Below are 24907 nucleotides of genomic sequence, written 5' to 3'. Positions count from 1 at the left end.
GATGGTTTCTATATTGTTACTTGACAATCTCAGGATAACTGTATAAAATGGGTATCATAACAAAAACAAATCAGACCGTGAAATGCTTTAAATATCGCTTAGGTTTTTTCCTGTTGAGCGGTGGGTTATTGGTGGGCTGCGAGGCTGTCTCGGAGGTGTTGCCAAGGGAGGTATTAAACCATCTCCCTAAGGGTCTGACTAACTCGTTAGAATGTCCGGAGATGCCCCGTGGTTCTTTGTCGAATCCAGAGGCGATCGCCATAGATAGCCAAAACTTTCAAGGAACGGGAATTGTGCGATCGGGTGAGGATACTGGTTTTGTGTTTTCGGGTGAAAAAGGCAAACTATTAAGTTATCGCTATAATGAGGGAGTTTGTGTTTGGATTTACGCCCCAGATAACAGTTTAGTATTGGGTAATGAATTACCTCTTAATGGGAGGTATACGGTTCATGTCGCCTCACTCGGAGGAACCAGAAATTTCGAGATAGAAATGAGTTTGTCGGCTCCAGTGGCAGCAGTACCCCCACCGGCACCGGCACGGACAGCGACACCGACAGCGGCACCGGCACCGGCACGGACAGCGACACCGACACCGACACCGACACCGACACGGACAGCGACCCAGACACGCACATCAACGGCAAGACAAAGACCGGAAAGAACTGCCAATGATACTGGTCGCGCGCCTAGACCTCAGAGGCAAGAAACAGCGATCGCACCCTTTAGGCGATCGGATTTTCCGAAATCAAGTTGTGGCGATCGACTGCCAACTAATCGGGCAGACTATCCAATTAGATTTTATCCGGTAAACGTTCCTGATAGTGAAAGTAACTTACAAAGAACAAAAGCGATTTTTTGTAGAGATGCCTATCGAAGATATCGTCATGCCAATGATGATTATCTGATTCAAGTTGCCTCATTTAACAGTCGTTCAAGGGCGGAGGCTTTTGCCAGAATGGTTAACGAACAAGTCTCAGGAGCAAGTGTTGGAGTAGCGAGTGTAATCAATGCACCTTGATTGAGACTGAATGAGTCGATAGCCCAGATCAACCCTATAAAATATATGGAAATCCGGGGATTAAATGCCATGATAATTAAGTTAAAGCTACTAATGCGGTTGTTCTCGATCCTATTTTTAGGAGGATTATGGGGCTGCGAGGCTGTCTCGGAGGTGTTGCCAAGGGAGGTATTAAACCATCTCCCTAAGAGTCTGACTAACTCGTTAGAATGTCCGGAGATGCCCCGTGGTTCTTTGTCGAATCCAGAGGCGATCGCCATAGATAGCCAAAACTTTCAAGGAACGGGAATTGTGCGATCGGGTGAGGATACTGGTTTTGTGTTTTCGGGTGAAAAAGGCAAACTATTAAGTTATCGCTATAATGAGGGAGTTTGTGTTTGGATTTACGCCCCAGATAACAGTTTAGTATTGGGTAATGAATTACCTCTTAATGGGAGGTATACGGTTCATGTCGCCTCACTCGGAGGAACCAGAAATTTCGAGATAGAAATGAGTTTGTCGGCTCCAGTGGCAGCAGTACCCCCACCGGCACGGACAGCGACACCGACAGCGGCACCGGCACCGGCACGGACAGCGACACCGGCACCGACACCGACACCGACACGGACAGCGACACCGACACCGGCACCGACACCGACAGCGACACGGACAGCGACACGGACAGCGACACCGACACCGACACCGGCACCGACACCGGCACCGACACCGGCACCGACACCGACCCAGACACGGACAGCGACAGCGACACGGACAGCGACACCGACTCAAACTCAAACTTCTAGGAATTCTCCCCAGATAGACTTGACCCAGGAGCAAGCGGTAACGTTAGTGAATAGATGGTTGAGTTCTAAAGGGCGTATTTTTGCGGCTCCTTTCGATCTTCAGTTAGTTCGCCAATATACTTCCGGTCCTTTATATAAAAATATTACACAACCTAATGGTTCGATAGATTGGCTTCGCAAAAATAACTCGTATTACACCTATCGGGAATCAAAAGTGATCAATGTTGTTTCTTTTTCGGTTTCCGGCTCTCGTCCAGAATTAATCGTTACTGTCTACGAAGATCGAACATTCCATACACCAAGGGGAATTGATTCGCGTCTATCTGGTGCGAGTAAAGGGAACTATCGATATTGGTTTGTCAAGGATAACGGACGGTGGAAAATTTACGAAAGACAAGCAGTAAATTGATATGGCAATTGCTCCGGGGAATACGAGGGCTGAGACTTGAAAATCAAATTAATTTCATTTTTTAAACCTGGAAACAACCATGATAAATATAACAATGATTACCAAAAAAATATATAAACCGCTGCTATTCGGAGTCTGTGGGGGAGCCGGATGTTTGCTGGGGGCGCTAATTTTCGGTGAAATATGGCTGTATCTAACTCGACAACCTCCGGGGTTTCTCACCAAGCCTAAAGCGGTGGTTCTGCTGATAGACACATCTGGAAGTATGAGCGGCCAAAAACTGCCGGAGGTGCAAACTGCCGCCTCCGGATTCGTGAGCCGACAAAACCTGAAACGCCATGATTTAGCTGTGGTAGAATTTTCCAGCCGGGCGAGTGTGGTGGCAGATTTTACCCGCAATGAAACGGAACTACAACAGGCGATCGCCCGCCTTTACTCCTCGGGAGGAACTAACCTCAGCGAAGGCTTCAACCTGGCAACTTCTGTCCTCCAAAATAGCGATCGTACTCCCAATATCTTACTCTTTACCGACGGCGTACCCAACAATCCGCCGATGGCCGCATCCATCGCCCAACAAATCCGAGCCTCCGGAATTAATTTGGTCGCGGTGGGAACGGGAGACGCACAAATCAACTACTTAACCGCTCTAACTGGCGATCCCAATTTGGTATTTTATGCCAGCTTCGGCGACCTTGATCGTGCCTTCCGGGGGGCAGAAAAAGCGATATATGGACAACAATTGGTCGAGTCGGATGAAAGCGGTAATTATGGCTTCTTTTTCGGTGTTTTTCGTATAGGCGTATGGACGGGATTTTTGGCGATCGGAACTTCCCTCGCCTTGATTGTCGGACAAAATTACACCCTGCGTCGTCGCCTCCTCTCTTTTCAAGAAGGGAGTTGGGGAGGTGGGGGTGGTTTGGTGGCTGGATTCGTCGGGGGAGCCGTCGGTCAAGTGGTGTTTCTTCCCAGTGGTTACCTTCCGGTTTTGTCGGTGGTGGCTCGGCTGACGGGGTGGACGGTACTGGGAACCCTCGTCGGCGGTGGAATGTCTCTATTTGTGCCTAATCTACCTCGGAAAAATGCGCTGATAGCGGGGTCGGTGGGAGGTGTTTTTGGTTCTTTAAGTTTTCTGGTTTTTGAATCTGTGACGGGGGTGATTTTAGCGCGTTTGGCAGGGGCGACGATTTTGGGATTTTGTATCGGTTTGGCGATCGCCTTGAGCGAACAATTTTACAGTTCCTTGTCCGGTTCTGTAGTGCTGTTGGTTCACTGGAATAACCAAGAATGTACGATGGTTGCTTTGGGAGAAAAGCCCATCGAAATCGGCAGTTCCCGAAATGCCCATGTTTACTTATCAAAAGATGCCGGATTTCCGGCAGAATTTGCCAAAATTTTCCTAGAAAATGGTAAAATTATCTTAGAATTTGACTCGGCTCTGTCACAGCATCCGAAATTTGGAAAAATGAAGCGATTTAGACAAGAACTAAATGATGGCGATCGCCGCCAGTTTGGAGATATTATATTGGAAGTTCAAGAAAGGCTTTAAATCAGGTATTATTTGATTAATTTTATGTAAATGGTTCAATATACACTTTACCTGTTAAGCACCAGTCAACCCGACCCGCATCCAGTATCCTATAATCTGAATATCAGTGAAAAGGAGGAAAACAACCCGGAGAGTATTTTTAATTCAAAATTGCGTGAAAAAATGCGATCGCAATTGCAACAACAAACCGCCTGTGCCCTGAACAATGCTAACCTCGAACAAATCATACAGACATGGCTAGAAGATATCCGAGAAGGCTATCGAACCACATCTCTCACGTTGGATTTACCTGCCCTGGAATTCGAGGAGATCCACCAAATACAAGATTCGGGCGATCGTCGAATTCCCGATTTATTCCCTCCCGATTTTTCGCAAATTGAACCCCAAGGCGGTGCTTTACCTCCCTTGGATTTTACCTAAATTTCACCAACCATGCTGAACGTTACTATCACCCCCCACTTAGAATTTCTCAATGCTGATAAAGCTGGACAAAAGCTATTTGTGATGCTGAAACTGCGACCTAATGCGGAGGTGTCCGCCAGTCGTCCCTCGACCACATTTAGCTTTGTGATCGATACCAGTGGCTCCATGTATGAAGTTTTGGAAGGGGAGGAGACTATACCCACAGGTAATAGTTATTTCCTGGATGGAAAGCAATATACACAAGTCACCGGGGGAAAAACTAAAATTGACCAGGTGATCGAATCCCTCGAAGGTCTGGTCAGTTCCGGCCAAGCTGACTCCCGCGATCGCATTGCATTAGTCCGGTTTGATGACTCCGCGTCGGTCCTGCTTCCCCTGACTGCATCGACAGATACGGCATCTTTGAAAAATGCGATCGGTCAACTCCGAAATTTCAGCGGCGGCACTCGCATGGCTTTGGGAATGGAAGAGGCTTTAAACATCCTGAAAAACTGCGATCTCAGCAGTCGCCGGACTCTCATTTTCACCGACGGACAGACTTTTGATGAAAGCGATTGTCGAGACCTGGCGACACAATTCGCTGAGGCGGGAATCCCCATTACAGCTTTGGGAGTTGGCGAGTATAACGAGGATTTGTTACTGTATTTGAGCGATCGTACTGGGGGCCGAGTTTTTAATGTTGTGGAAACACAAACCCACACCGGAACCACGGATATTCCTATTTCCGAACTTCCTAATACAATTTTTGAGGAAGTTCAACAAGCTCAATCGGAAGTGATCAATAACCTCAAGTTAAATATCAGCACAGTCAAGGGTGTCAAATTAGCACGAATTAGTCGCGTATATCCCGATAGTGCTGAAATTGCCCTGGATAAAAAGCCTTATTTAATTGGAAGTGCGATCGCCAATGATGACACGGTTTTTCTATTAGAATTTGACCTGGAAAGTCATAGCCAAGCCAAGGTTCGTATTGCCCAACTTGGTCTGACTTACGACATTCCGGGAAAGCAACGGCGGGGTGAACTTCCCCCCCAAAACCTAGTCGTTCAGTTTGTGGCAGGACAGGGAGGAAGCGCCCAAACCAACCCGGAAGTCATGGGATATGTGCAGCAGCGAAATATCAGTGGAATTGTCGATCGCGCCGCCAACCTCGCTGATCAAAATCCCGAACAAGCGGCAGAATTGCTGGAAACTGCCCGACGATTAACCGTTAAAATTGGCAACGACGCAATGGTTGAATCTCTCAACGTCGGCATTGAAGAAGTCCGCAAAACTCGCAAACTTTCTTCTGGAACCCGCAAAACCGTCAAAATGGGAGCCAAAGGTAAAACTGTGAAAATGAGCAACGATTCCGAACTGGGTCTTTCCGAAGACCAAATTCGCAATTTAACCGGATCATAAATGATTCCAACTCTCACTAAAATATTAGCCCTTTATTAGGAGATAAAATCATGTCTATTACTTGTCCAAGCTGTAGCTATGATAACCTGGATGATGCCGAATTCTGCGAGGTCTGTGGTACAGAATTGAACACTGCCACATCTGTGCCCGCACCCCCTGAACCTGTCAGTAATTCCAGCCCCGAACTTTTTCCCTTCACCCCTCCCTTTGAGGAAGTCGATCTTTTCCCCAAAAACGAACCCCTCACTTTCCCTACGGCTACCACTGCGCGTCTGGTCGCCAAACAAGCTAACGCACCTCAACCTGAATTTCGTTTAGATGGTGTGGCACTGGTGGGAGTTTTTGACCCGGATATGGGGCCGGTGGATATCGATTTAGAAAACTTTGCCGGGGGAGAAACGGTATCGCGCCATCACGGAGAAATTTACCCGGAAGCGGGTAATTGGATGATTAAAGACTTGGGTTCAACTAATGGGATTTTCATTAAACCAAAGGGTCAAAGTCGCTTCGGAGCGAGGATTACTAGCCCAACTTGTCTTAATCCCGGTGATGAGGTTGCTTTTGGAAAAGTTCAGTTTGTGTGGGCAAACTCTTAGTTTTAATTGACTCAATTAGGAGATAAAAAACTGGGATTATCTCCTGTATTATGGTTCAACTTATACGGATTATTAAATGGGCTCGTGATTTCAGAAAATACCTGTTTACAAATCGGAGATTTTGTGGTAAGAGTTGCCGCCAACCTGGGTCAAAGCAACGATCGCATTCACTATTTTAAAGTAAGTCTGGAAAATGCAGGTAGTGAACATCCTCAACTGGGACTTTTGCGAGTGGGTTCGGCAACGGGTTTGTTGCAACAAGAATTACAATTGCGGGAAACCTTGGCGGATTATAGTTTGGTTGCACCCATACTCGCTCAAATCCAGGTTCCTGATCTGTCTAAAATTGTGCAAGAACCCTTGACAGAAGAAACCATCGAAGCTGACCATATCACCCCGGAATTAACTGCTCATCAAGACCACGAATTATCGACTTTATCGAGTCCTGATGGGTCCGAGGAAATCCCCGAAAATTCGGAGGATATAGAGCAGTTAAAAAATGAAACAGAAACCGCCGCAGATACGGCAGAAAGCATAACCGAAAATCAAGAAAATCAGACCCTAGAAAATACGGCGGAAAATATCACGGATAATCAAGATTTATATGAAGGGTCTGAGCCGGAGACAGATGAGGGAGAAAATTACCTGGAACCTGAATATTATCCTGAAGAAAATCTAGCGGGTGATGAAGGCGATCGCCTATTGGTATTGACCGAATTTCCCCATCCTGAGCGGGTATTAAGTCAGTGGTTAAAAAATAGTCCGAACCCCCTGGAAGTTTTAAAAGCGATCACGCCAATTTGTCAATTATTCTGGTATTTCCATCAACGTCACTGGTGTGCGATCGACATCAACCCAGATTTGTTAGAAATAGGTCAACCCATTCGCTGTTTTGACCTGACTGGCGTTTACCCAGAAGACACCCCAATGAGTTCGGGAGTCATGGGAAATTACTGTGCCCCCGAACTATCATCCCATCCTATTCCTAGTGAAAAAAGCAGCGTTTATACCATTGGTGCTTTACTGTATCATGGGTTGTATGGAAGAGAGCCAGACAGTGATTTTCTGGGTGTAAAAAAATGCGATATGCCCCATTTGTCACAACTGCTAACTATCTCCTTGTCCGCCATTCCTGATGAGCGTTTTTCCTTGTCACAACTGCGAGGTTTGGTCATCGAAACTCGTAAACTATTGGGGGGCGATCGCGTCAATTGGGAAATCGCCAGTGAATCTACCCTGGGACTGTCTCCCCGACGACTCCAAAATGAAGATAGCTACGGAATTGCTCAAATTAATCAAGGAGCATCTGAGCAGGTTATTTTAGCAGCTTTGGCGGATGGTATGGGAGGAATGGCCGCGGGTGAGGTAGCCAGTCGTTTGGCGGTGAAAACGGTTATTGATGGATTTCGCCAGGAAGAAGAAAATATTTCAAAAAACAGCAGCCAGTGGTTAATTTCTATTGTCGATCGCGCTAACTCGGTGGTATCTGAGGCGGTACATAATGGCGGAACTACGTTAAGTTTAGCCTTGATAGAGTCCCGAAAATTGGCGATCGCTCATGTGGGTGATAGTCGCATTTATCGGGTGAGTGACGGCAAAATTGAGCAGTTGAGTGAGGATCATTCTTTGGTGGCGCTGCTGGTCGCCAGCGGTCAAATTTCCGCCGAACAAAGCCTCGAACATCCCGATCGCAATGTTTTGACTAAATCCTTGGGCTCGAAACCCAATCTTTCCCCGGGTTACGTGCAAACGAAAAGCGATATTCAATTGCAAGATGGCGATCTAATTTTGTTATGTTCCGATGGAGTCTGGGATTTAATTAGTAATGAGGAATTTATCGAAATTTTTAGCCAATCTCAACCCTTGCAAACTGCGGTTAATGAAGCAATTAATTTGGTGCTAAAACGAGACGCACCCGATAACGCGACTTTGTTGGCATTACGATGCAGTATTACTCCCATTGCTGTTAAATTTAACAGAGTTGAACAATCCTCAAAAACTTTAATTTAATTGACGGTAACTAATTATGAGTAACATCTGTCCATCATGTGCCTATGACAACAGCCCAGGCGATCGCTTCTGCATGGCCTGCGGAGCTACTTTAACTCCCACTAGCACCACTACTACTCCCACTAACTCAGGACTGTATTTACCCACAGGTACATGGCTAAAACAGGGCAAATACCAAATCAAAAAATTTATAAGTCAAGGCGGTTTTGGGATTACATACAAAGGGATTTACTGCGCTAATTCTGCTACTGTAGCCATCAAAGAGTTGTGGCCAGAAAATGGATGCAGACAAGGCACATCTGTACTCTGGCCCTTATCAATTACCCCGGTTGATCGAAAGAAACAACTTCATGAGTTCCAATTAGAAGCTATTTATTTAAGTCGTTGTAAATCTCCTCATATTGCTAAAGTTTATGATTGCTTTGAAGAAAATTCAACTATTTATATGGTGATGGAGTTTATAGAGGGTTCAACTCTATCCAATCTGTTATTGAATAATCACCAACCCCTAGATGAGCCTCTAGTGATTAAGTATACCAAAACCGTCGCTGAAGCACTCACAATTGTTCACCAGCACAATTTATTGCATAGAGATATTAAGCCCGACAATATTATGATTGGCAGTGGCGATCGTGTCGTTTTAATTGATTTTGGAACTACCCGAGAATTTATCGCTGGAAAAACCGGAGATATGACCGTAATTTTAAGCAGAGGATACGCCCCATTTGAGCAGTATTCTAGCCAAGCCAAACGCTATCCCTCCACTGATATTTATGCCCTGTGTGCTTCTATGTACGAATTATTAACAGGAAAATTACCCGCCGACTCAGCCGATCGCGCCCAAGCTATTTCTAATAACTTACCCGATCCTCTAGTTCCCCCCCGACAACTCAACCCTAATATTAGCCCCTACATTCAAAAGGTAATATTAACCGGGTTAAAATTTCGGGTAAATGAACGCATACAAACCGCCCAAGATTTTATCGATGCCCTGGATGGTCAACTGATTTCTCCCCTTCATAAAACCGCCAAAACTTGTGTTAAAAAAGGCAAGTTAACCGATGCTGTCACCGCCTATCAAAATTGTTTAACTCAAGAACCAGACAACGCCGAAGCCCTCATAGAATTGGCGATTATATTATTATATCATCATAGCGATCGCGCTGATAGTATTGCCAGAAAAGCCCAGCAAATTCAACCCCAAGACGGTCGAATTTATGGCATTTTGGGGTTAGTTAGCTGTCGTAGCCAGCAGTGGAAACAAGCGATTCAACAATTACAGCATGGCATTAAACTTAGTCCAAAACAAGCCTGGATGCACGCTAACCTAGGTTGGGCATTGGGAAAAGAGGGAAACTGGCCAAAAGCGGATCAGACAATTCAACAAGCATTAAACCTAGATCCTAATTCTAGTTTTGCTCTGGGGGTTAAGGCTTGGATATCTTTCCATCTTCGCCAGTGGAAAATCGTAGTTCAGGCGGGAACCCAGGGAATTTTTAAATCTCAGCAGCAGCCCTCCTCGGTGGCGATCGCCCTAAAATCCTGGCTTTATCCTCTCACAATTGCCGCTTTAGAACGAGTGACAACCAACAAGTCTGGTGACATCACACGGCGACTGCAAGCCTTCACTCAACAAGTCCCCAATAATGCCTTGGCTTTAGGATTTAAAGCGTGGTATGAGTACCGTAAAAGTGATCATGTATCTTGTCGTCAAAGTCTCAATTTAGCAAGTCAGTGTCCGGAAATACCCGATTGGGTGATGAGAAATGGAGGTTTAATTTATGAACATCTGGGAGATTTTCAAAAAGCGGCTGATTGGTATAATAAAATATATCAAAAACAACCCAAAGATGCTTGGATTTGTTATCGTTTAGGGACAGTTTTAGCCGCCAGCGGTGAGTGGCATCAGGCGAAAAATTATTTGGAGAATGCAGTTAAATGCGATCGCAATTTGGCGGCAGCTTATCGAAATCTGGGCTGGGTTTTGTTGAATTTGCGAACTCGCAGACGGTCAAGTTAAATCGCCCCGGGAGGTCTTAGTAGCCTATCGTCAGGCTGTGACACTGTACGACCGCCAAGACCCCCAGCAAGCCCAACATTTGCGCTCAAAGTTTCAGGCTATCAATTTGCCATTATAATAAATGGAAGGGGGCCCTTCCAGCGATGGTTATACTGAAAGGGTTGGTGCGAGACGTTGAGGAGTGAAATAGGGCTGCAATGCCTGAAATAACCTCCCAGTGGGACTTCCACTCCTTGGTGGAATATAAGGGATTCGCCACCCTGACCATCCCATAACTGTTTATATGTCCCGACGTTTGGAAAAATCCAAACAAGGCAGGGAACTCAAGGTCCTAGACAAACTGAGAAATCAGGGAGTAGAGAGTAACGGCGGTAGCCACCCCCAGTTTTGGGAATCACAACCCCAGGATTGAAGCGGGGAACGGAAGGCGTGAAGTAGAACCCACTACCAGATGCGACCACTGCCAACCACCCATGACTAAGGAAATCTGAATGTTCCGACTTGAACCATCGTCATCAGTAAGTAGCGAAATAGGTTGACACGCTGCGCTCAAAAGAGTATGGGGAAAAGTAGGAGTTTCAACTCACTACCTACACAGACCTTTAAAATTACCCCGGTGGATAGGACGAATCTAAAGATGGAATGCCCCCATAGATGGAACGTTTAAACCCCTCATTGGCTCTGCCTCACAGCAGAGCGTGAAAAGTGTAAGCGTATACCTTTAAGGGGAAAGGATGTGACTGAAAGCTAATGCCTAACTGTAATGGTTAGGATATGCCCACTAGTCACGGTGTGGATATAGAGACTGCAATAAGTAAGAGTTTAATGGCGAAAGCGAGTTTAAAGACTAACGCAGACATATAGCTTTGAAAGTTGAAGTCATAAAGCGGGGGGTTGTAGCCCTGTTCCTACTGACAATAGGGTATCCACATCAGGAGCCGTGTGCTGGGAAACTCGCAAGCACGGTTTGGAATTGGAGTTGGGGAAGGCAACTTCCCTTTCGACCATAACGGTATTTCTGAACATCTCCAATCGGACAAGCCCCCCAAGGGGGAGCGATCGCTCCTGTAAATGGCTTCTACACTGATATTAGAGGTAATTGATCAATTCAATTTTTCTAAATTTGCGTAAATTTAGTGGTTGTCGCTGATAGGTAGATAGATGATCAGCCCACCGGATGGCCATCTCTAACTGAGGATCACTGAAATGGGAGGATAACGTTTAGAAAAGTTTACAGTCAAAAAGTAGATTTGTGTTTAATAATAAGGAGATAACATTAGGCGTTTAAGCATTAAGTTCAAAATCGCAAAAGTGCCTCACTGTAAGGGTTATAGATTCTACTGACCCACATTTTGTAGCACCCTTTTTTAGAACTTTCGCCGCAGGAGGGGCGATTTTAGATTTTAGTAGTCAAAGGAGATGCGATCGGATGTTCTCAGATTAGATTTGACTGACAACCAAAATCCCCGGGTTTCAATTAGTTGATGTAGTTTTGTTACCATCAGGTTGGAAAAATGGCAAAAATTTTAATTTCATCCATCGGGACTGGGCCTAGCACTATCACCGAACAAAAAATTCGTCAATACAAAACCGCTAAATATGAAATAGACGGCAAATACTATGAAAGTAGTTTTATTGCATCTGTTTTGTACCAACACCTCAAAATAGATGAAGTCATTTTGATCGGAACGGTAAAATCAATGTGGGAAGCTGTTTATGAGCAGTTTTGCCAAGACCGGAACATTGAAATCGACTTTGAATATTATATTCAACTTTCCGAAATTGTTGAAAGTGCCAATCATAAAAGTGACTTAAACAGCATCCAACTCGGCAAGTTAGAAAAAAGTTTAGGAGATAAATCCAAGTGTATTGCCATCAAATATGGACTCAACGAAAGGGAGATTGAGGAAAACTTTAAGCGAGTTGTTGAATTGATTGATGTCCTTCAATCCGGCGATGAACTATACATCGATATCACTCACTCTTTCCGGTCGCTGTCTTTATTTCTTTTTCTAGTTTTGACATTTATAAATGATATAGCCAGCGAACTAAATGTCAGTATCAAAGGCGTTTACTATGGAATGCTAGACATTTCTCGCGAACTAAACTATGCACCAATTGTCAACTTGCAATCTTTATTCGACATCACCAGATGGATCAAAGGCGGTTATAGTTTACAAAATTTTGGCAATGGTTATCTGATCGCTTCTCTGCTTGCAGAACAGGGTGAAAAATCCCTGGCAAATTCTATTTCAAAACTTTCTGATACCCTGAATCTGAATTACATTCCCACACTTCGCCAAAATGCCACTGACTTAAAGCGAGAACTTGATGAGACAACAACTCAAACTCCACTTCAGTATCTGAAGCCGGAACTCGAACGCTTTGTCAAACGATTTTCTCGTCAGAATATCCCCGATAGCGAACTTCAACTCGATCTGGCTCGATGGTATTTTCAAAACAAACGTTACGCAACTGGCTATATTGCTTTAGTAGAATCCATTATTACCTATAGTTGTGAGGTTCAAAATATTCAGGATATAGCTAATCATCAAGAAAGAGAAAAAGGGAAAAATTTATTATCTAATAAAAAAAACACAGCTTTGGGTGAATTATACTTTAAAAAAGTCAATCCCATTCGCAAAGCCATTGCCCATGCTTCCCTCGAAGAGCGAAGGACAAATTTAAAAACAGCCATCGACAATGCCATGAAGTATTGCGATGAAGCAAGTCGAATTTTCAGAACTAAAACCTTTGGGTAATTCTCCATTCATCAGTTCCAATCATTAAATTTCAATTGCTAATATAATGTCCAATCCAATGTCTACAATTCAAGAAATCAAAAAAGACCTCAAAATCGCCCTAGTTTGGTGTTTGGCGTGGGGAGAAGAACTACAGCCCAAGTGCGATCGCCAACAACTAGAGACCGCAGTAAATGCACTGAGAAATAATGGCGAAGTACCCCCAGAACTAGCAGGTATTGTCACACAAGTTGAACATCTACAAAACATCCCTGATGATGCTCAACCCGAAGATATTACCGCCTTAAAAAATCTGGCGGGGGATTTGTGGAATAAAACTACACCTATTGGCTTAGTTTATGGCGGTGTCACTAAGGTTAAAGGATATGTTTTTGAGTCGGCTAACTTAATGGAAATTAGGGGTGCTTCGGCAATTTTAGACCGGATTAATTTGATTGATTTACCGGCTTTTTTTGGACAACAAAAACCTGATAATGACTTAGAAGACTATCGCAGTCCTCGTGACTGGCTAAACCGAGAATTTCCCCAACTCTCTGATGCACTTATACCGGAACTGATTATCTATGCTACGGGTGGTAATATCCTCGCTTTTTGTCCGGCTGCTTATGTTGACACTCTCGCTAATGCTATTGAAAAACGATACACCCATGAAACTTTAACCGCTAATAGTTGTGCGGTGGGGGATAAGTTCAGACTTCTAGAAATTCGCTTTGGGATGCTGGCCCCAAATCTTGATGATACCCCTTGGTTTGATTGGTATAAAAAGCAAGTTAATAATCCTTTGGTTGAGGCATATTTTGGGAATCCTAAAGCTGATAATAGTGATGTTAAGAAATGCTTTTTTAATACCAAGAGTTTCAATGAATTAACTCGCAAATTAGCCATTAGGTTTAATCAGCGTCGGAGTGGGAATGCTACGGAAAATCGTCCAAGTCGTAGCTATCCCCCACATTTAGAAACCCATCCTTATTTAGTGCGAGATACTAACGATCGCACTTCCGCCATTGATACGGTGGAGGGACTTCCCAGTAAACCCAAATTTTCGGAACCTATAGCGCGAAAATATTTCATGGGTCAAGTTACTAAACGGGATGATACTAATCGCAACTGGTATCAAAGTTTAGGCTTGACTTGGCAACCTGGATATGTTAAAAGTTGGGTGAAAAAATTTGAAAACTATCTGGATGATTCCGAGAGTGAACACCAAAAATACTATGGAGGAAACCATTCTCGAAATGTGACTGAAAGTCGGAATATGGAGGAAATTGCTAATAGTAGCAATTACTTTTTAAGCATGATTTATGCTGATGGCAATAATATGGGTGGGTACATTCAACAAATTAAGACCCCAGAAGAATACCGCCAGTTCAGTCAAGATATTTTGGAAGCTACAGAAAAGTCGGTTTATTATGCTTTAGCTAAAAACCTGCATCCTCACCAGCTTAAAAATCTCCGAAAACCGGACAATCGAAAACGCGAAAATGCCTGGGTTCATCCCTTTGAAATTATTGCCATTGGTGGGGATGATGTGATGATTATGGTTCCGGCTAATAAGTCTTTAGCGATCGCCAAAGATATCGGCGAAAAATTTGAGGAGATTTTAGCAGCCAAGGGTAGGTATAATATTATTGAGAAATCTCCCGAACCTAGAAAACCGGGGAATATTCATCGCTACTTAGCCGAGAATGCTACCCACTATGATAGCATTCTCAGCACCTCTATGGGAGTTCTGACGATTAAATATGATACCCCCATCTACTACGCTAATCATTTGGTTTCTCAACTGCTGAAATCTGCTAAGGAGAAGGCGAAAAAACTCAAAAAAGATTATCATTATTTTGGTGGAACTGTTGACATTTTAACCCTAAAATCTGTTACGATGATTTCATCCAATATTAAAAAGTTTAGGGAAGATGGATTAGTGGTTAATACCCAGCCAAAACTGAAACTTTATGCAGCACCCTATACTCTCCATGAAGTTGGGGGTTTGATTAAGACAATTCAAGCATTTAAAAAGGTGGACTTTCCGCGATCGCAACTTTATCAAATCCGTAGTTTTCTGGAACGGGGTAAACGGACGGCAATTCTCAATTATCGCTATTTTTGCGTTCGTTTAAAATCCGACAATCGCCGTATAATTAAAGACGATTTTGAGGATGCTTGGTGTTTCCCAAAAGATGAAAATAATAACGGAAACCTGGCTCCTTGGATGTCAATTGTTGATGACAAGACTACCATATATGAAACTCTGTGGCGAGAAATTATTGACCTTTATCCTTTCATTGAACTAGACTATCAATCTGAGTCTGAAAAACCCCAAGAAACAGAGGTAAGTAAATCATGATTAACCTTCAGTCTATTAACCCAGCGATCGCCTCTTTACCAATTACAGCCACCATTGATACAGCCTTGTGTGTGGGTGCGGGGGGTTCCTCTGGTTCCTTGGCGGATAAACCCATCGTCCGCACCGCCGACGGCAAACTGTTGATTCCGGCTTCTCAATTTAAAGGTCGCTTGCGCCATGAGTGCGAAAAATTAGCACGCAGTTTAGGATGGAATGTCTGCGACTCCCCCAAAGCTGAAACTATGTGTCCTCAAAGAAACGGATTTTCCGATGAAGAAGAAGCCGGGTTTCAGCATCAATATCAAGCTGATGAAAATGGCGATTATCACTGTATTATTTGCCAAATTTTTGGCAACCCTAGCCTTCCTGCTAGTGTAGATTTTGATGATTTGGTGTGTAATGTGACCGCCGACAATTTGCCGGAAGTTATACGTCCGGGAGTGACGATTAACCGTAGCCGTCGCATGGCGGAGGACCAAAAACTTTACTTTTTGGAAACTTCCCCAGCTAACCTAAAATTAGAGTTTACTGGACAGATCAACATTTATCCTAATGTGACTCCCCAAGCACAACTTTTAATCTTAGCTGCTTTACATCATATCACGGCTTTAGGAGGGAGTAAATCTGCTGGGCTGGGTTGGCTAACTTGGCAAATTCAACCCTCAAATATTTCTCCAACGGAGTGGAAAAAGTTAATTCCTAGAGGTGCAGCATGAAGGAAATTAAATTGACGATTATAGCTGAATCACCCTTAGCTATTGGTCGCAAAAAACCGGGTTCTGTTAGTGAAGCTGCCGATTTTATCGCGGGTTCTGTGATTCGAGGTGCGATCGCTGGCTATTTACTGCGACTAAGTAATAATCAACCTCAGTCTGATGATGATTTTTCTCAGTTATTTGTTGATGATAATCCAGCGATTTTTGCTAATGCTTACCCAACCCAAAATCAAGCCGAGGTTAAACTTTTACCTGTCACGGCTGTTAGCGCCAAAGCTAAATCGGGATTTTTACCTGATAACTGCGGGGTTTTTGATACTTTAATAGATCGCTTTTGTGCGGAAAGTTGCGGACAACTTTATGATCCCAAATGTCCTAAAGACTTAGAAAATAATGGTGACGGACGAGTTGAACCTTTTAATGGTTTCTATATTTACCATGGGAAACAGTATCAAAGCATATCCGCTTCTAAACGATTGTTAACCAGGGTGGGAATTAACCGCCGTCGCGCTACTTCGGAAGAACAAATCCTTTATAGTTTGGAGGTTCTCAACGAGTCCCAAGTTGTTGATCAAGTTCATCAGCCGAGTCAATATCAAGGCTCTATTTTGGTGGGTGATGACGCTTTGGCGAACCGACTGACTCAGTTTCTTAATAATCATGGCGATCGCTTTCGTTTAGGTGGGGGAGTTTCACGGGGATTAGGTCGTGTGAAATTGCAGGCAAAATGCGTTAATTGGCAATCCCAGACTAAGCAGAAAATAGACAAATTTAACAAAAAGTTAAAAAACCGCTTGGAAATGTGGCAGAAGTTGTATAATGTCAGTACAGAGCCACATACCTACTTTACCATTAACTTAAAATCTGATGGTATTTTTAGGGATAACTGGCGACGAACTACCGTGATCACCCCGCAGATGTTGCGCGACTTTGGTGGCGTTGCAGACGACAGCTTAACCCTCCATGCGGCTTACAGCAGTTATGACTATGTTTCGGGTTGGAATGCCGCCTGGGGATTGATGAAAGATATCGATCTAATCACCACCAAAGGCAGTGTTTATCTATTCGGAACCGAGCAGATTGACACATGGTATAATGTGTTAGAAAAGATGGAGGCTCAAGGGATTGGCGATCGCACTTCGGAAGGTTTCGGTCAAGTGGATATTTGCCATGAATTTCACCATGTATTTAGGGAGAATGCCGTATGACTACCAGCAATTCAGAGACTCAAATTGAACTCAAAATTCAGCGCGGTATCCGCCAAGCTGAAGACCAACTGGTTATAGCTATTCAGGATGCACTAGATAAAACCAAATATGGTAATTTAGAAGAGTCGCAATTTCGCAACCTGGTTCGTGTAGCAGATACCACCGATAGTACAGAGGTGATTAAAAACTTCTTACTCTATCAGGTGGGACGGGAAAATAAATGGGGAAGGGGGGAAGGTTCCCTAGCTAATCGCATTATTTACGACATTGATAAAACCCTAAAAACGGCAGCAGAAAATATTGGCAAATCGGTCAATCGCAAAAATATCAATAGTATATGGCTGGAGTTGATTCGCCGCTATTTAGGTTATGGCGCACGATATCTCAAGTATAAAAACGAAATGAAAAATTCCAAATCTTGATAGTTTATTGACTCTACTTTTGCCAGCACCATGAGAGTATCTATCCGGTCTGATTGGATCACCTTGAGTGATTTTCTGCCACTCCCAAAAACCAAACCTGTGAGGGAATACATTAATGGTAAAATTTCCCTAAAACCGATGCCAAGACGACTACTAACCTGGCTAGGGACAGAAATTAATCGAGTTGCGGAACCCGATCGCTTACCAGTTTTAAGCATTTTAAAATATGGGCAGATTTCGGAGCAAGATGTTTTGAGTTGTGGGAATTTTGGTTAACGTTATTATTGTAGGTGTTCTTATGTTTGCTAGATTCAAAAACCGCTTAGAAATTACAGGAATTCTCCATACTGTAACCGCTTTACGGGTGAGTGCGGGACGTTCCCTCGAACCCATTGGCTCTGACCTTCCGGTGATTAAAGATGCTTTGGGTCGTCCGTTGATTCCGGGATCGAGTTTTAAAGGTGCTTTACGATCGCGTCTGGAAAGTTTTTTGCGGGGGGTTTTTAGTGAGATTGATGCTGACCAATTGCGTCACTTGGTCGCTAACCCTGCTAATGAAAATGAATGGTCAATTACATCCAAAGAAATGCAAGGTTTCAAAAATAGTGATTATAGCGATCGCCAACTAACTCAAGTTATTATCGAACATACGGATCTGGTTTCTCTGGTATTCGGTTCTCCCTGGTTGTCCAGTAAATTTCAAGTGCGAGATTTAACCATATTTGACCCCGAAAATAATTGGTTTGGTCAGTATCAAGAAAGGGATGGAGTCGCTATCGATCGCGATACGGAAACGGCGGCGGAAGGGAAACTTTATGATTTCCAAGTCGTCCCCGCTGGGACTCCCTTCGAGTTTAAAGCTGTAGTGGAAAATGCCGAAGAGTGGGAATTGGGGTTGTTAATGGTGGGATTACATCAATTTGAAACGGAACAAATTCCCCTCGGTGGAGGGCGATCGCGTGGTTTAGGAGTGGTGAGATTAGACATTGATAAAATGCAATGGGTTAATCCAGATAATCCTGAAGAATTACTGGAATATTTGGAAATGCTAGTTAATCAGGATTTGAGTTTGTATGAACTCAATGAAGATGAACAACAGGGTTACAAACAATCCTGGACAAGGGCGTTAATTGATAAACTCAGAAATGTGCGATCGCAACACTTGACGGAAACCAATGCTGTTTAATTGAGGATACCCTATGACTGCGACCCAAGAAACCAAAACCAAACTAACTTTTAGACGGTTTATTGAACAGTTACCTGATCTGGTACCGAACCGGGTCGCTACCCCGATATTACCGTTGTTGATCGGGATATTTGGGAAGCGTACCCCACCAGTTATTCAGCCTTGTTAGAACCACCGCAAATGGTTGATGAAAATGGACTGTATAAAACCAACGCCTACCGAGAAAGCGATCGCCTTATTTCCCCCACCTTTCCTGAACTGCAAACCACAGTATCAGATATCTTTAAATCCTAATTAATCGACCAAGGTTAAACTCATGCACAAAAGATTTGTTAATCACTGTACCATTGACCTGAGTATTTTGCCCTTGGGTCCCCTGTTAATTAAATCCGGTAAAGAGGGAGCAGACCCCACCAAGCCGGATATGGAATTTGTAGAAACCTACCATCAAGGGGGGCGCACAGTTTACCTTCCCGGAAGTAGTTTAAAAGGGGCAATTCGCGCCCACGCTGAACGCATAGTCCGCACGGTAGGGGAAGATAAACGCCCCCAAAATCCTGATAAACTTTGGGCGAATGACCCCCTAGATTTGAATGCGAATAAGTATCTGGACAACATTACTAACCCCGCCGAAATTTATCGCCATTCCTCATTTACCGATCGCCTTTTTGGGAATACTGCGATCGCCAGCCGTTTACGCATTGAGGACGCTTACCCCACCAAAGAACATCCCCTAAAACTCGAAGAAAGAAACGGAGTCGCTATCGATCGCGTTTTCGGTTCCGTCGCGGTGGGTCCCTTTAATTATCAAGTTTGTACTGCGGGGGAATTTCGCACTAAAATTCACCTGAAAAACTTTACTTTAGCACAATTAGCATTAATCGGTTTAGTCCTGCGGGATCTTGATGATGGATGGTTCGGTTTAGGGTTTGCTAAATCTCGCGGACTGGGAACAGTAGACGTTAAACTTAACTCCGCCGTGGTCAGTTATCCCGGTTGTATATTGGAAGGCGATCGCATTTGTTTGCTGGGTTCTGATAAATCTTGGGAACGTACCCAACTACTCGGCGCGGGCGTATTTTTAACAGAAAATCCCTATCATTTTCCTACTGATGATCAAGTTGAAATTTCAGTGATTACGGAATTAATGGAGTTAGGTTTTGGAGTCAAACAGACCTGTACAGGAAGCGAACAGGTTAAAGACTTATTTACCAAATCCGTTCCCAAATGGCGTAAATTATTGGGAGGTGTAGCCGCATGAGAACAGCTTTTGTAGGGACAAAAAACCAGGTTTCTGCTACGGCATTACAGGCTTTAATTCAGGAACTTTCTAAGGCGATTTACTTTGGTCGCACTGTAGATAAGGTTAGCGGATTTTGCCAGAATTTTGACCCCGACAAACTTGCCCCAACCGGACAGGTTTTTAACCAAACTGCCGAAATTCGGTGGCAACAAAAAGGCGATAGTTATGATATACTATGGTTAGGAATAGAACCCGCACAATTGCCCCCAGGATTTACTGCCATGGAGGGGGATTGGTGCTGTGACCTTCAGGATTTGCAGGCGAAAGTGTATCCGCCGACCGAAACTAAACTACCTCGCCGCCTGCGTAATTTACCGGATGAAATCGATATCAAACAGCGATATTTTCGCGATCGCCAAACTGCCACTATCCACTTTACCGCATTAACTTATCAATAATTATGGCACCTCCTAATCGACGACCAGACAACGCTTCCCAAGTTTCCAAACCTTACGAGTTTGTAGAATTTCCCCCTAATGCTCCGACCTTAACTTCTCCAGCCGGACATCATAAGTATTTAAAAAACCGAATTCATGGGATTTTGCACCTACAATTAACCGTAGAAACTGCCCTGCATATTTCCACGGGAACTGTGATGATGGGCAGGGATTTGGGACAGTCTAAAATTCCCCTAATTAAAACCATGCAAACCGGCAATGAAAAACTCACCATTCCCGGTAGTTCTTTAAAAGGGGTGGTGCGGTCAATTTATGAGGCTATTACCAATAGCACATTGGCGGTAGTAACTAACCGATATAAAGATAAAATGCCAGGAAATCGGCTACCTTGTCGGAGTAAAGAAAAACTCTGTCCGGCTAGTCGAGTATTTGGTGCTTTGGACTGGCAAGGATTGATTAGTTTTCAGGATGCGAGATGCGTTAAAAAAGGATTTGCACCGGGTTTTATGCCTTCCCTATACCGTCCCCGTCCCGACCAACGGCGCAAATATTTTAACCCGGTATCTCGGAAGTTTTATTATCACGCTATTAAAGCAGTGGCGGGAGGGGAAAAAGGCATTCCTACTCAGCAAGCCGCCGCACAATATACCTTTGAGACTCAACTGCAATTTATGAACTTGACCCAAGCCGAATTGGGAGCGCTTTTAGCTTCTTTGGGGCAGGATAAAGATTATCCATTTTCCTTAAAAGTGGGAGCGGGAAAACCTATCGGCATGGGAACTATGACGGTGAAAATCACGCAAATTCAAAGAACTGACTCAATGCGCGATCGCTATAGCGATTATAACACAGAGCCGCCCAGTTTAACAGGTTCTGAATTGCAAACTTTTATTAAACAAGCGATCGCCGCCGCGCACCAACAAAAACTGCTGGAACTTCCCCAGTTAAAACAACTGCAAAAAATCCTCGCCTATCCCACCAACCGGGAAGCGCCAGCGGGGATGTATTAACCAAAGCGGATGGGTTAATTATTACTAATCCCTAAATACAGCGATTAAGCAACTCCTGACACCCCCAGAAAATCACATCATGGTAACTTCAACTTTAACCGATTATTCTCTCTCTGAACGCCAGTGGCAACTCGCCCACAAAGTAGCCATCGATTTAGTTCTCGATAATGCTGATACTAACGAACTGGGAAAAGCCCTGTCTTATTTGCGGGAAATTCAACAGGAACCCGATGCCGGAAAGCGGTTTTTAGCATACTTAGAAACCCTAGCCAAACAAGGCTATCGCATCGGACATAGCAAAAAAACAAGCGGGTATTTTGCCAGCATGGAAAGTGTTTGTAAACAGCACCTTCAGGGAGAGTTAGAAAACGGTGCTCACACTGTTAGCAATTATGGGTTGGTCGTTTCGTTTGATGCGCTATTACAAGGAAGGTGTCCCCCCAGAAACCATCAGACAAAGGGGGGATGAAATAGAAGTGACAGAGGGTAAGTCCAAACGCCAAGAAGAAATCGAGGAAGCGATCGCAAACGTTGATATATCTGTGGGTAATCAATTAGATGCAATAGTAACAGGAATTAAGGGAAATAAGGTGACTTATGAAATGCTGGGTACAATTCGCCTGACTCAGAAGGAACCCAAAAAGGCCAGTTCCCTGTCTGAGGGTCAAACTATGCGGGTAGAGATTATCGAGTTAAAGGATGATGGGACAATTAAGAAAGTTAAGTTGATTGACTGATGGCTTTGGGTTGAATGCTACTGATCTCACTGAGGCTTGAGTAGATCAGAGCGAAAATCGGGATTTGAAAAATATTTCACAAAACACTTGACAAAACCTAGAATCCAGGTGATGATGGTCACATAACCATTACAGGCACGCGAAATGGCTACAAAAAGATCTAAAAGCGCGCAGCGAAACCAAAAATCGCTAAAGCGCGAATCAGAAAGTTCAATGCACACCGCATCCCCCACGGCAAACAATCCTCCCCAAAGTTCAATCAAAAGCAAGTCTCACGACTGTTCACCGCGTTTATCAGTCTTTGACCCTCAGTTCCTGGAAGATTTAGAATACTGGGTTAGCCGAGATACCAAAAAAGCGACAAAGGTACTCAAACTTGCTAAAGCATCGCTACGAGATCCCTTTACAGGAGAAGGCCACCCCGAACCCCTAAAATATTTGGGCCCAAATATTTGGTCCCGTCGAATTAGCGAAGTTGATCGACTGGTTTATATGGTAGAACACAATGTGATCCACTTCCTGCAAGCTCGATATCACTACTCGTAATTTATGTTTAAGCTGGAAGCTGAAACTCATGGTTTTGGCTTCCGGCCCGGTTCCAGTTGTTAATTTACTCAAAAAGCTAACTTTATGGAAGTTGTATAGCAAAGAAATTTTCGGAATATCACAGGATATGAACTCTATGTCTATAATCAAAAAGGATGTTTACACTTACGCGGAAGCGTCTCAGAACTTAGGATCAATTTGCGATCAAGTTATCCTCACTCGCAGAGAAGTTGTCATTAAACATCCAGACAAAGAAGATATCGCTGTTTTACCTGCTGTGGAATTGGAAGAGATGAAAGAATCCTTGCATTTGCTGGGTTCTCCTCGAAATGCGTCGCGTTTGTTTGCAGCCATTTCTCGCGCTCGATCGCAATCACTTCCAGTTGGTAACATTGACGATCTGAGCAAAAGTCTCGGCTTGGATTAATCGGTTTGGGGTAGTCAGTTTTCTAATAATTTCCCCGATGGGGACGGAAACTTAAATCCGTGAGATGCTGTGCTGAGAACTTTCTGATTCAATGCACCATCTCTTTCCCCGCAAGGGGACAATACCTAAAAGTAAATCCCCCTGAATGTTCGCTAAAATGGGGGAGGTTGGCGATATTAAATTAGGTCAAAATTACCTAGGATATCCAGATGTGCTTTAGTGCAATTTAAAAACGGTTTGTGCTGCAATTACAGCCTTTCCCGTGATTATTAAGTGTAGCTATTCACAAGCCCTTTTTACCCCCTTCGACAGGTTCAGGGAACAGGGAGGAGGGGAGTTATATCAAAGTCCCTATCCCCACCTGGGAGAGGGATTTAGGGTGAGGGCTATACAGGTATTTTGCCGGCAATTAACATCAGCTTGCAGACCAAAAACTGGCTCTAATTTAACCCTAAACTCCCAACAATAAATCGGAGATAATCATGAGAAATACACTCATTTGCACCGTGGGAACTAGCCTGCTGAATAACCTAAAACGCTCTGATGATGCGGCTATTCAAGGGGCTTTTAATGCCCAAAACTGGAAACAGTTATCCCTTCTGCTGCTGGAACGTAGGAATACCGATCGCCTTTGTGGGGCGGAAATTAACTCGATCGCCAGTATTTGTGATAAGGGCTTTTTGGCAGACCGCAACCGTCTGATATTTTTGGTATCAGATACTGATGATGGCAGAGCCATGGGAAATCTGCTGAAACTCTATTTTGATTATACCAGAAATCCCCTCAATTTTCAACAGGTTGAATATCGAGTTTTGACCGGACTGCGTGATGATAGCGTCCAGGATTTTCGACAAAAAGGCTTGAAAAATTTGGTTAAGGAAATTAGCACGGAGGTTCGCACGTTTTCCCCGGAAGCGATCGCCATTAATGCTACGGGTGGATATAAAGCCCAAATTTCCTTCGCGGGAATGATTGGACAAGCCCTAGGAATTCCCGTCTATTACCTATTCGAGAAATTTTCCGAAGTCATCGAACTTCCCCCCCAACCAGTCGCCCTAGATTTAGCTTTTTGGCTGAACAACTATTTACTGTTTGAATATCTGGAAACTGAACAAACGGCTGAAGTCTCCCTAGTAGAATCTGACATCGACGACCCCTATTTATCATCTTTGATAGACCGGGAAGATGATTTGATTAGTTTGTCGGCTATGGGGGTGCTATTTAATGAGCGATCGCGCCTACAATTCGCCAAACAGGAAACGGCAATTTTAGCGCTAATTCCTCAAGATGACACTAAACCGGAGGCGAAAAATATCAGTTTGCGAGATGACCATGGCAAAGATGTATTGATGGCTTTTTCTCAAAAAGTTCGCCGTTCACCCTATGTCAAAAATATTGTAAATTCTCTGCCTTTTAACTCTCAGCAAAAAACACCCATTCGCCGCACCTACCCCAATGGGATTGTGGAGTTTGTGCTAACTTGGACAGATGCGGGTTATGGTATTTGCATCCAGACCACGGGACGAAATCTCGCGGAAACCAATACCATTGCTATTCATCTCCAACAGGAATTTAGCCAGTAAATCCACCTTGTAAATCCCATCGATTTAAGCGGGGGTGACTCAGCGGCAACCCCAGGGAT

25 protein-coding genes are annotated in these 24907 nt (G+C 44.0%); 24 read left to right on the top strand and 1 reads right to left on the bottom strand.

From position 1 onward, the window contains the following. Nucleotides 1-47 precede the first annotated feature (47 nt). The 21 genes from NLZ44_RS01625 to NLZ44_RS01525 all read left to right on the top strand — a co-directional run bounded on the left by NLZ44_RS01625 (nt 48) and on the right by NLZ44_RS01525 (nt 22292). A complete protein-coding gene (locus NLZ44_RS01625; RefSeq protein WP_493751672.1) occupies nt 48-1019 on the top strand; it encodes a hypothetical protein in 972 nt (323 codons plus the stop codon). A gap of 69 nt (nt 1020-1088) precedes the next feature. Then, entirely contained in the window at nt 1089-2210 is a 1122-nt protein-coding gene (locus NLZ44_RS01620) for an ARC6/PARC6 family protein (protein WP_493751671.1), read from the top strand. Between the two features lie 79 nt (nt 2211-2289). Beyond that, nucleotides 2290-3756, top strand: a complete 1467-nt coding sequence (locus tag NLZ44_RS01615; RefSeq protein WP_493751670.1) for a vWA domain-containing protein — start codon at nt 2290-2292, stop codon at nt 3754-3756. 30 nt (nt 3757-3786) lie between these two features. Further along, nucleotides 3787-4176 carry a hypothetical protein gene (locus tag NLZ44_RS01610; RefSeq protein WP_006624626.1) on the top strand — a complete coding sequence of 130 codons (390 nt, stop codon included), beginning with the start codon at nt 3787-3789 and terminating at the stop codon, nt 4174-4176. Nucleotides 4177-4188: 12 nt separating this feature from the next. After that, complete coding sequence (locus NLZ44_RS01605; protein ID WP_006624627.1) at nt 4189-5580, top strand: vWA domain-containing protein; 1392 nt, start codon at nt 4189-4191, stop codon at nt 5578-5580. 50 nt (nt 5581-5630) lie between these two features. Then, a complete protein-coding gene (locus tag NLZ44_RS01600; RefSeq protein ID WP_111894671.1) occupies nt 5631-6176 on the top strand; it encodes a double zinc ribbon and FHA domain-containing protein in 546 nt (181 codons plus the stop codon). Between the two features lie 84 nt (nt 6177-6260). After that, nucleotides 6261-8186, top strand: a complete 1926-nt coding sequence (locus NLZ44_RS01595; protein ID WP_493751669.1) for a protein phosphatase 2C domain-containing protein — start codon at nt 6261-6263, stop codon at nt 8184-8186. Nucleotides 8187-8202: 16 nt separating this feature from the next. Further along, the gene (locus NLZ44_RS01590) at nt 8203-10206 is read left to right on the top strand and encodes a protein kinase domain-containing protein (RefSeq protein WP_493751668.1); all 2004 of its coding nucleotides are present in this window, start codon (nt 8203-8205) and stop codon (nt 10204-10206) included. Nucleotides 10207-11720: 1514 nt separating this feature from the next. Further along, entirely contained in the window at nt 11721-12968 is a 1248-nt protein-coding gene (csx2, locus tag NLZ44_RS01585; RefSeq protein ID WP_008051068.1) for a TIGR02221 family CRISPR-associated protein, read from the top strand. A 58-nt stretch (nt 12969-13026) separates the two neighbouring features. Next, complete coding sequence (cas10, locus tag NLZ44_RS01580) at nt 13027-15312, top strand: type III-B CRISPR-associated protein Cas10/Cmr2 (RefSeq protein ID WP_493751667.1); 2286 nt, start codon at nt 13027-13029, stop codon at nt 15310-15312. After that, a complete protein-coding gene (locus NLZ44_RS01575) occupies nt 15309-16028 on the top strand; it encodes an RAMP superfamily CRISPR-associated protein (protein ID WP_493751666.1) in 720 nt (239 codons plus the stop codon). The genes cas10 and NLZ44_RS01575 overlap by 4 nt, the downstream gene beginning before the upstream one ends. Then, nucleotides 16025-17236, top strand: a complete 1212-nt coding sequence (gene csx10 / locus NLZ44_RS01570; protein ID WP_493751665.1) for a type III-D CRISPR-associated RAMP protein Csx10 — start codon at nt 16025-16027, stop codon at nt 17234-17236. Before NLZ44_RS01575 ends, csx10 begins: the two co-directional genes overlap by 4 nt. After that, on the top strand, nt 17233-17658 hold the full coding sequence (locus NLZ44_RS01565) for a hypothetical protein (protein ID WP_493751664.1): 426 nt from the start codon (nt 17233-17235) through the stop codon (nt 17656-17658). Before csx10 ends, NLZ44_RS01565 begins: the two co-directional genes overlap by 4 nt. Before the next feature lie 30 nt (nt 17659-17688). After that, entirely contained in the window at nt 17689-17934 is a 246-nt protein-coding gene (locus tag NLZ44_RS01560) for a hypothetical protein (RefSeq protein ID WP_493751663.1), read from the top strand. A gap of 22 nt (nt 17935-17956) precedes the next feature. Continuing rightward, the gene (gene csx7 / locus NLZ44_RS01555; RefSeq protein WP_008051058.1) at nt 17957-18844 is read left to right on the top strand and encodes a type III CRISPR-associated RAMP protein Csx7; all 888 of its coding nucleotides are present in this window, start codon (nt 17957-17959) and stop codon (nt 18842-18844) included. 162 nt (nt 18845-19006) lie between these two features. Then, complete coding sequence (locus NLZ44_RS01550; RefSeq protein ID WP_493751662.1) at nt 19007-19138, top strand: hypothetical protein; 132 nt, start codon at nt 19007-19009, stop codon at nt 19136-19138. 22 nt (nt 19139-19160) lie between these two features. Further along, nucleotides 19161-20105 (top strand): RAMP superfamily CRISPR-associated protein, encoded by a 945-nt coding sequence (locus tag NLZ44_RS01545; protein WP_493751661.1) that lies wholly within the window; start codon nt 19161-19163, stop codon nt 20103-20105. Next, nucleotides 20102-20545 carry a hypothetical protein gene (locus tag NLZ44_RS01540; protein ID WP_273247315.1) on the top strand — a complete coding sequence of 148 codons (444 nt, stop codon included), beginning with the start codon at nt 20102-20104 and terminating at the stop codon, nt 20543-20545. Before NLZ44_RS01545 ends, NLZ44_RS01540 begins: the two co-directional genes overlap by 4 nt. Nucleotides 20546-20547: 2 nt before the next feature. After that, nucleotides 20548-21555 carry an RAMP superfamily CRISPR-associated protein gene (locus tag NLZ44_RS01535; protein ID WP_493751660.1) on the top strand — a complete coding sequence of 336 codons (1008 nt, stop codon included), beginning with the start codon at nt 20548-20550 and terminating at the stop codon, nt 21553-21555. 79 nt (nt 21556-21634) lie between these two features. Beyond that, nucleotides 21635-22024 (top strand): hypothetical protein, encoded by a 390-nt coding sequence (locus NLZ44_RS01530; RefSeq protein WP_493751659.1) that lies wholly within the window; start codon nt 21635-21637, stop codon nt 22022-22024. Then, complete coding sequence (locus tag NLZ44_RS01525) at nt 21969-22292, top strand: hypothetical protein (RefSeq protein WP_493751658.1); 324 nt, start codon at nt 21969-21971, stop codon at nt 22290-22292. Before NLZ44_RS01530 ends, NLZ44_RS01525 begins: the two co-directional genes overlap by 56 nt. A gap of 26 nt (nt 22293-22318) precedes the next feature. On the opposite strand, the gene NLZ44_RS01520 is transcribed toward NLZ44_RS01525, so the two are convergent. Then, nucleotides 22319-22555, bottom strand: coding sequence for a hypothetical protein (locus NLZ44_RS01520; protein WP_162198541.1), 237 nt, complete (start codon nt 22553-22555; stop codon nt 22319-22321). On the opposite strand from NLZ44_RS01520, the gene NLZ44_RS01515 reads away from it, so the two are divergent. From NLZ44_RS01515 to NLZ44_RS01505, 3 genes are all read left to right on the top strand, one after another. Continuing rightward, complete coding sequence (locus NLZ44_RS01515; RefSeq protein WP_008051040.1) at nt 22506-22838, top strand: Txe/YoeB family addiction module toxin; 333 nt, start codon at nt 22506-22508, stop codon at nt 22836-22838. The two genes, NLZ44_RS01520 and NLZ44_RS01515, sit on opposite strands and share 50 nt — an antisense overlap. Before the next feature lie 136 nt (nt 22839-22974). Further along, nucleotides 22975-23265: a type II toxin-antitoxin system Phd/YefM family antitoxin gene (locus NLZ44_RS01510; protein ID WP_046320929.1), complete on the top strand. Its 291-nt coding sequence runs from the start codon at nt 22975-22977 to the stop codon at nt 23263-23265. A 482-nt stretch (nt 23266-23747) separates the two neighbouring features. Continuing rightward, nucleotides 23748-24848, top strand: a complete 1101-nt coding sequence (locus NLZ44_RS01505) for a putative CRISPR-associated protein (RefSeq protein WP_493751657.1) — start codon at nt 23748-23750, stop codon at nt 24846-24848. The last annotated feature ends 59 nt before the right edge of the window (nt 24849-24907 follow it).

This window comes from Arthrospira sp. PCC 9901 (genome assembly GCF_059013425.1).
Note: the sequence above shows the minus strand (reverse complement) of the source record. Positions and strands in the feature narration are given on the sequence as shown.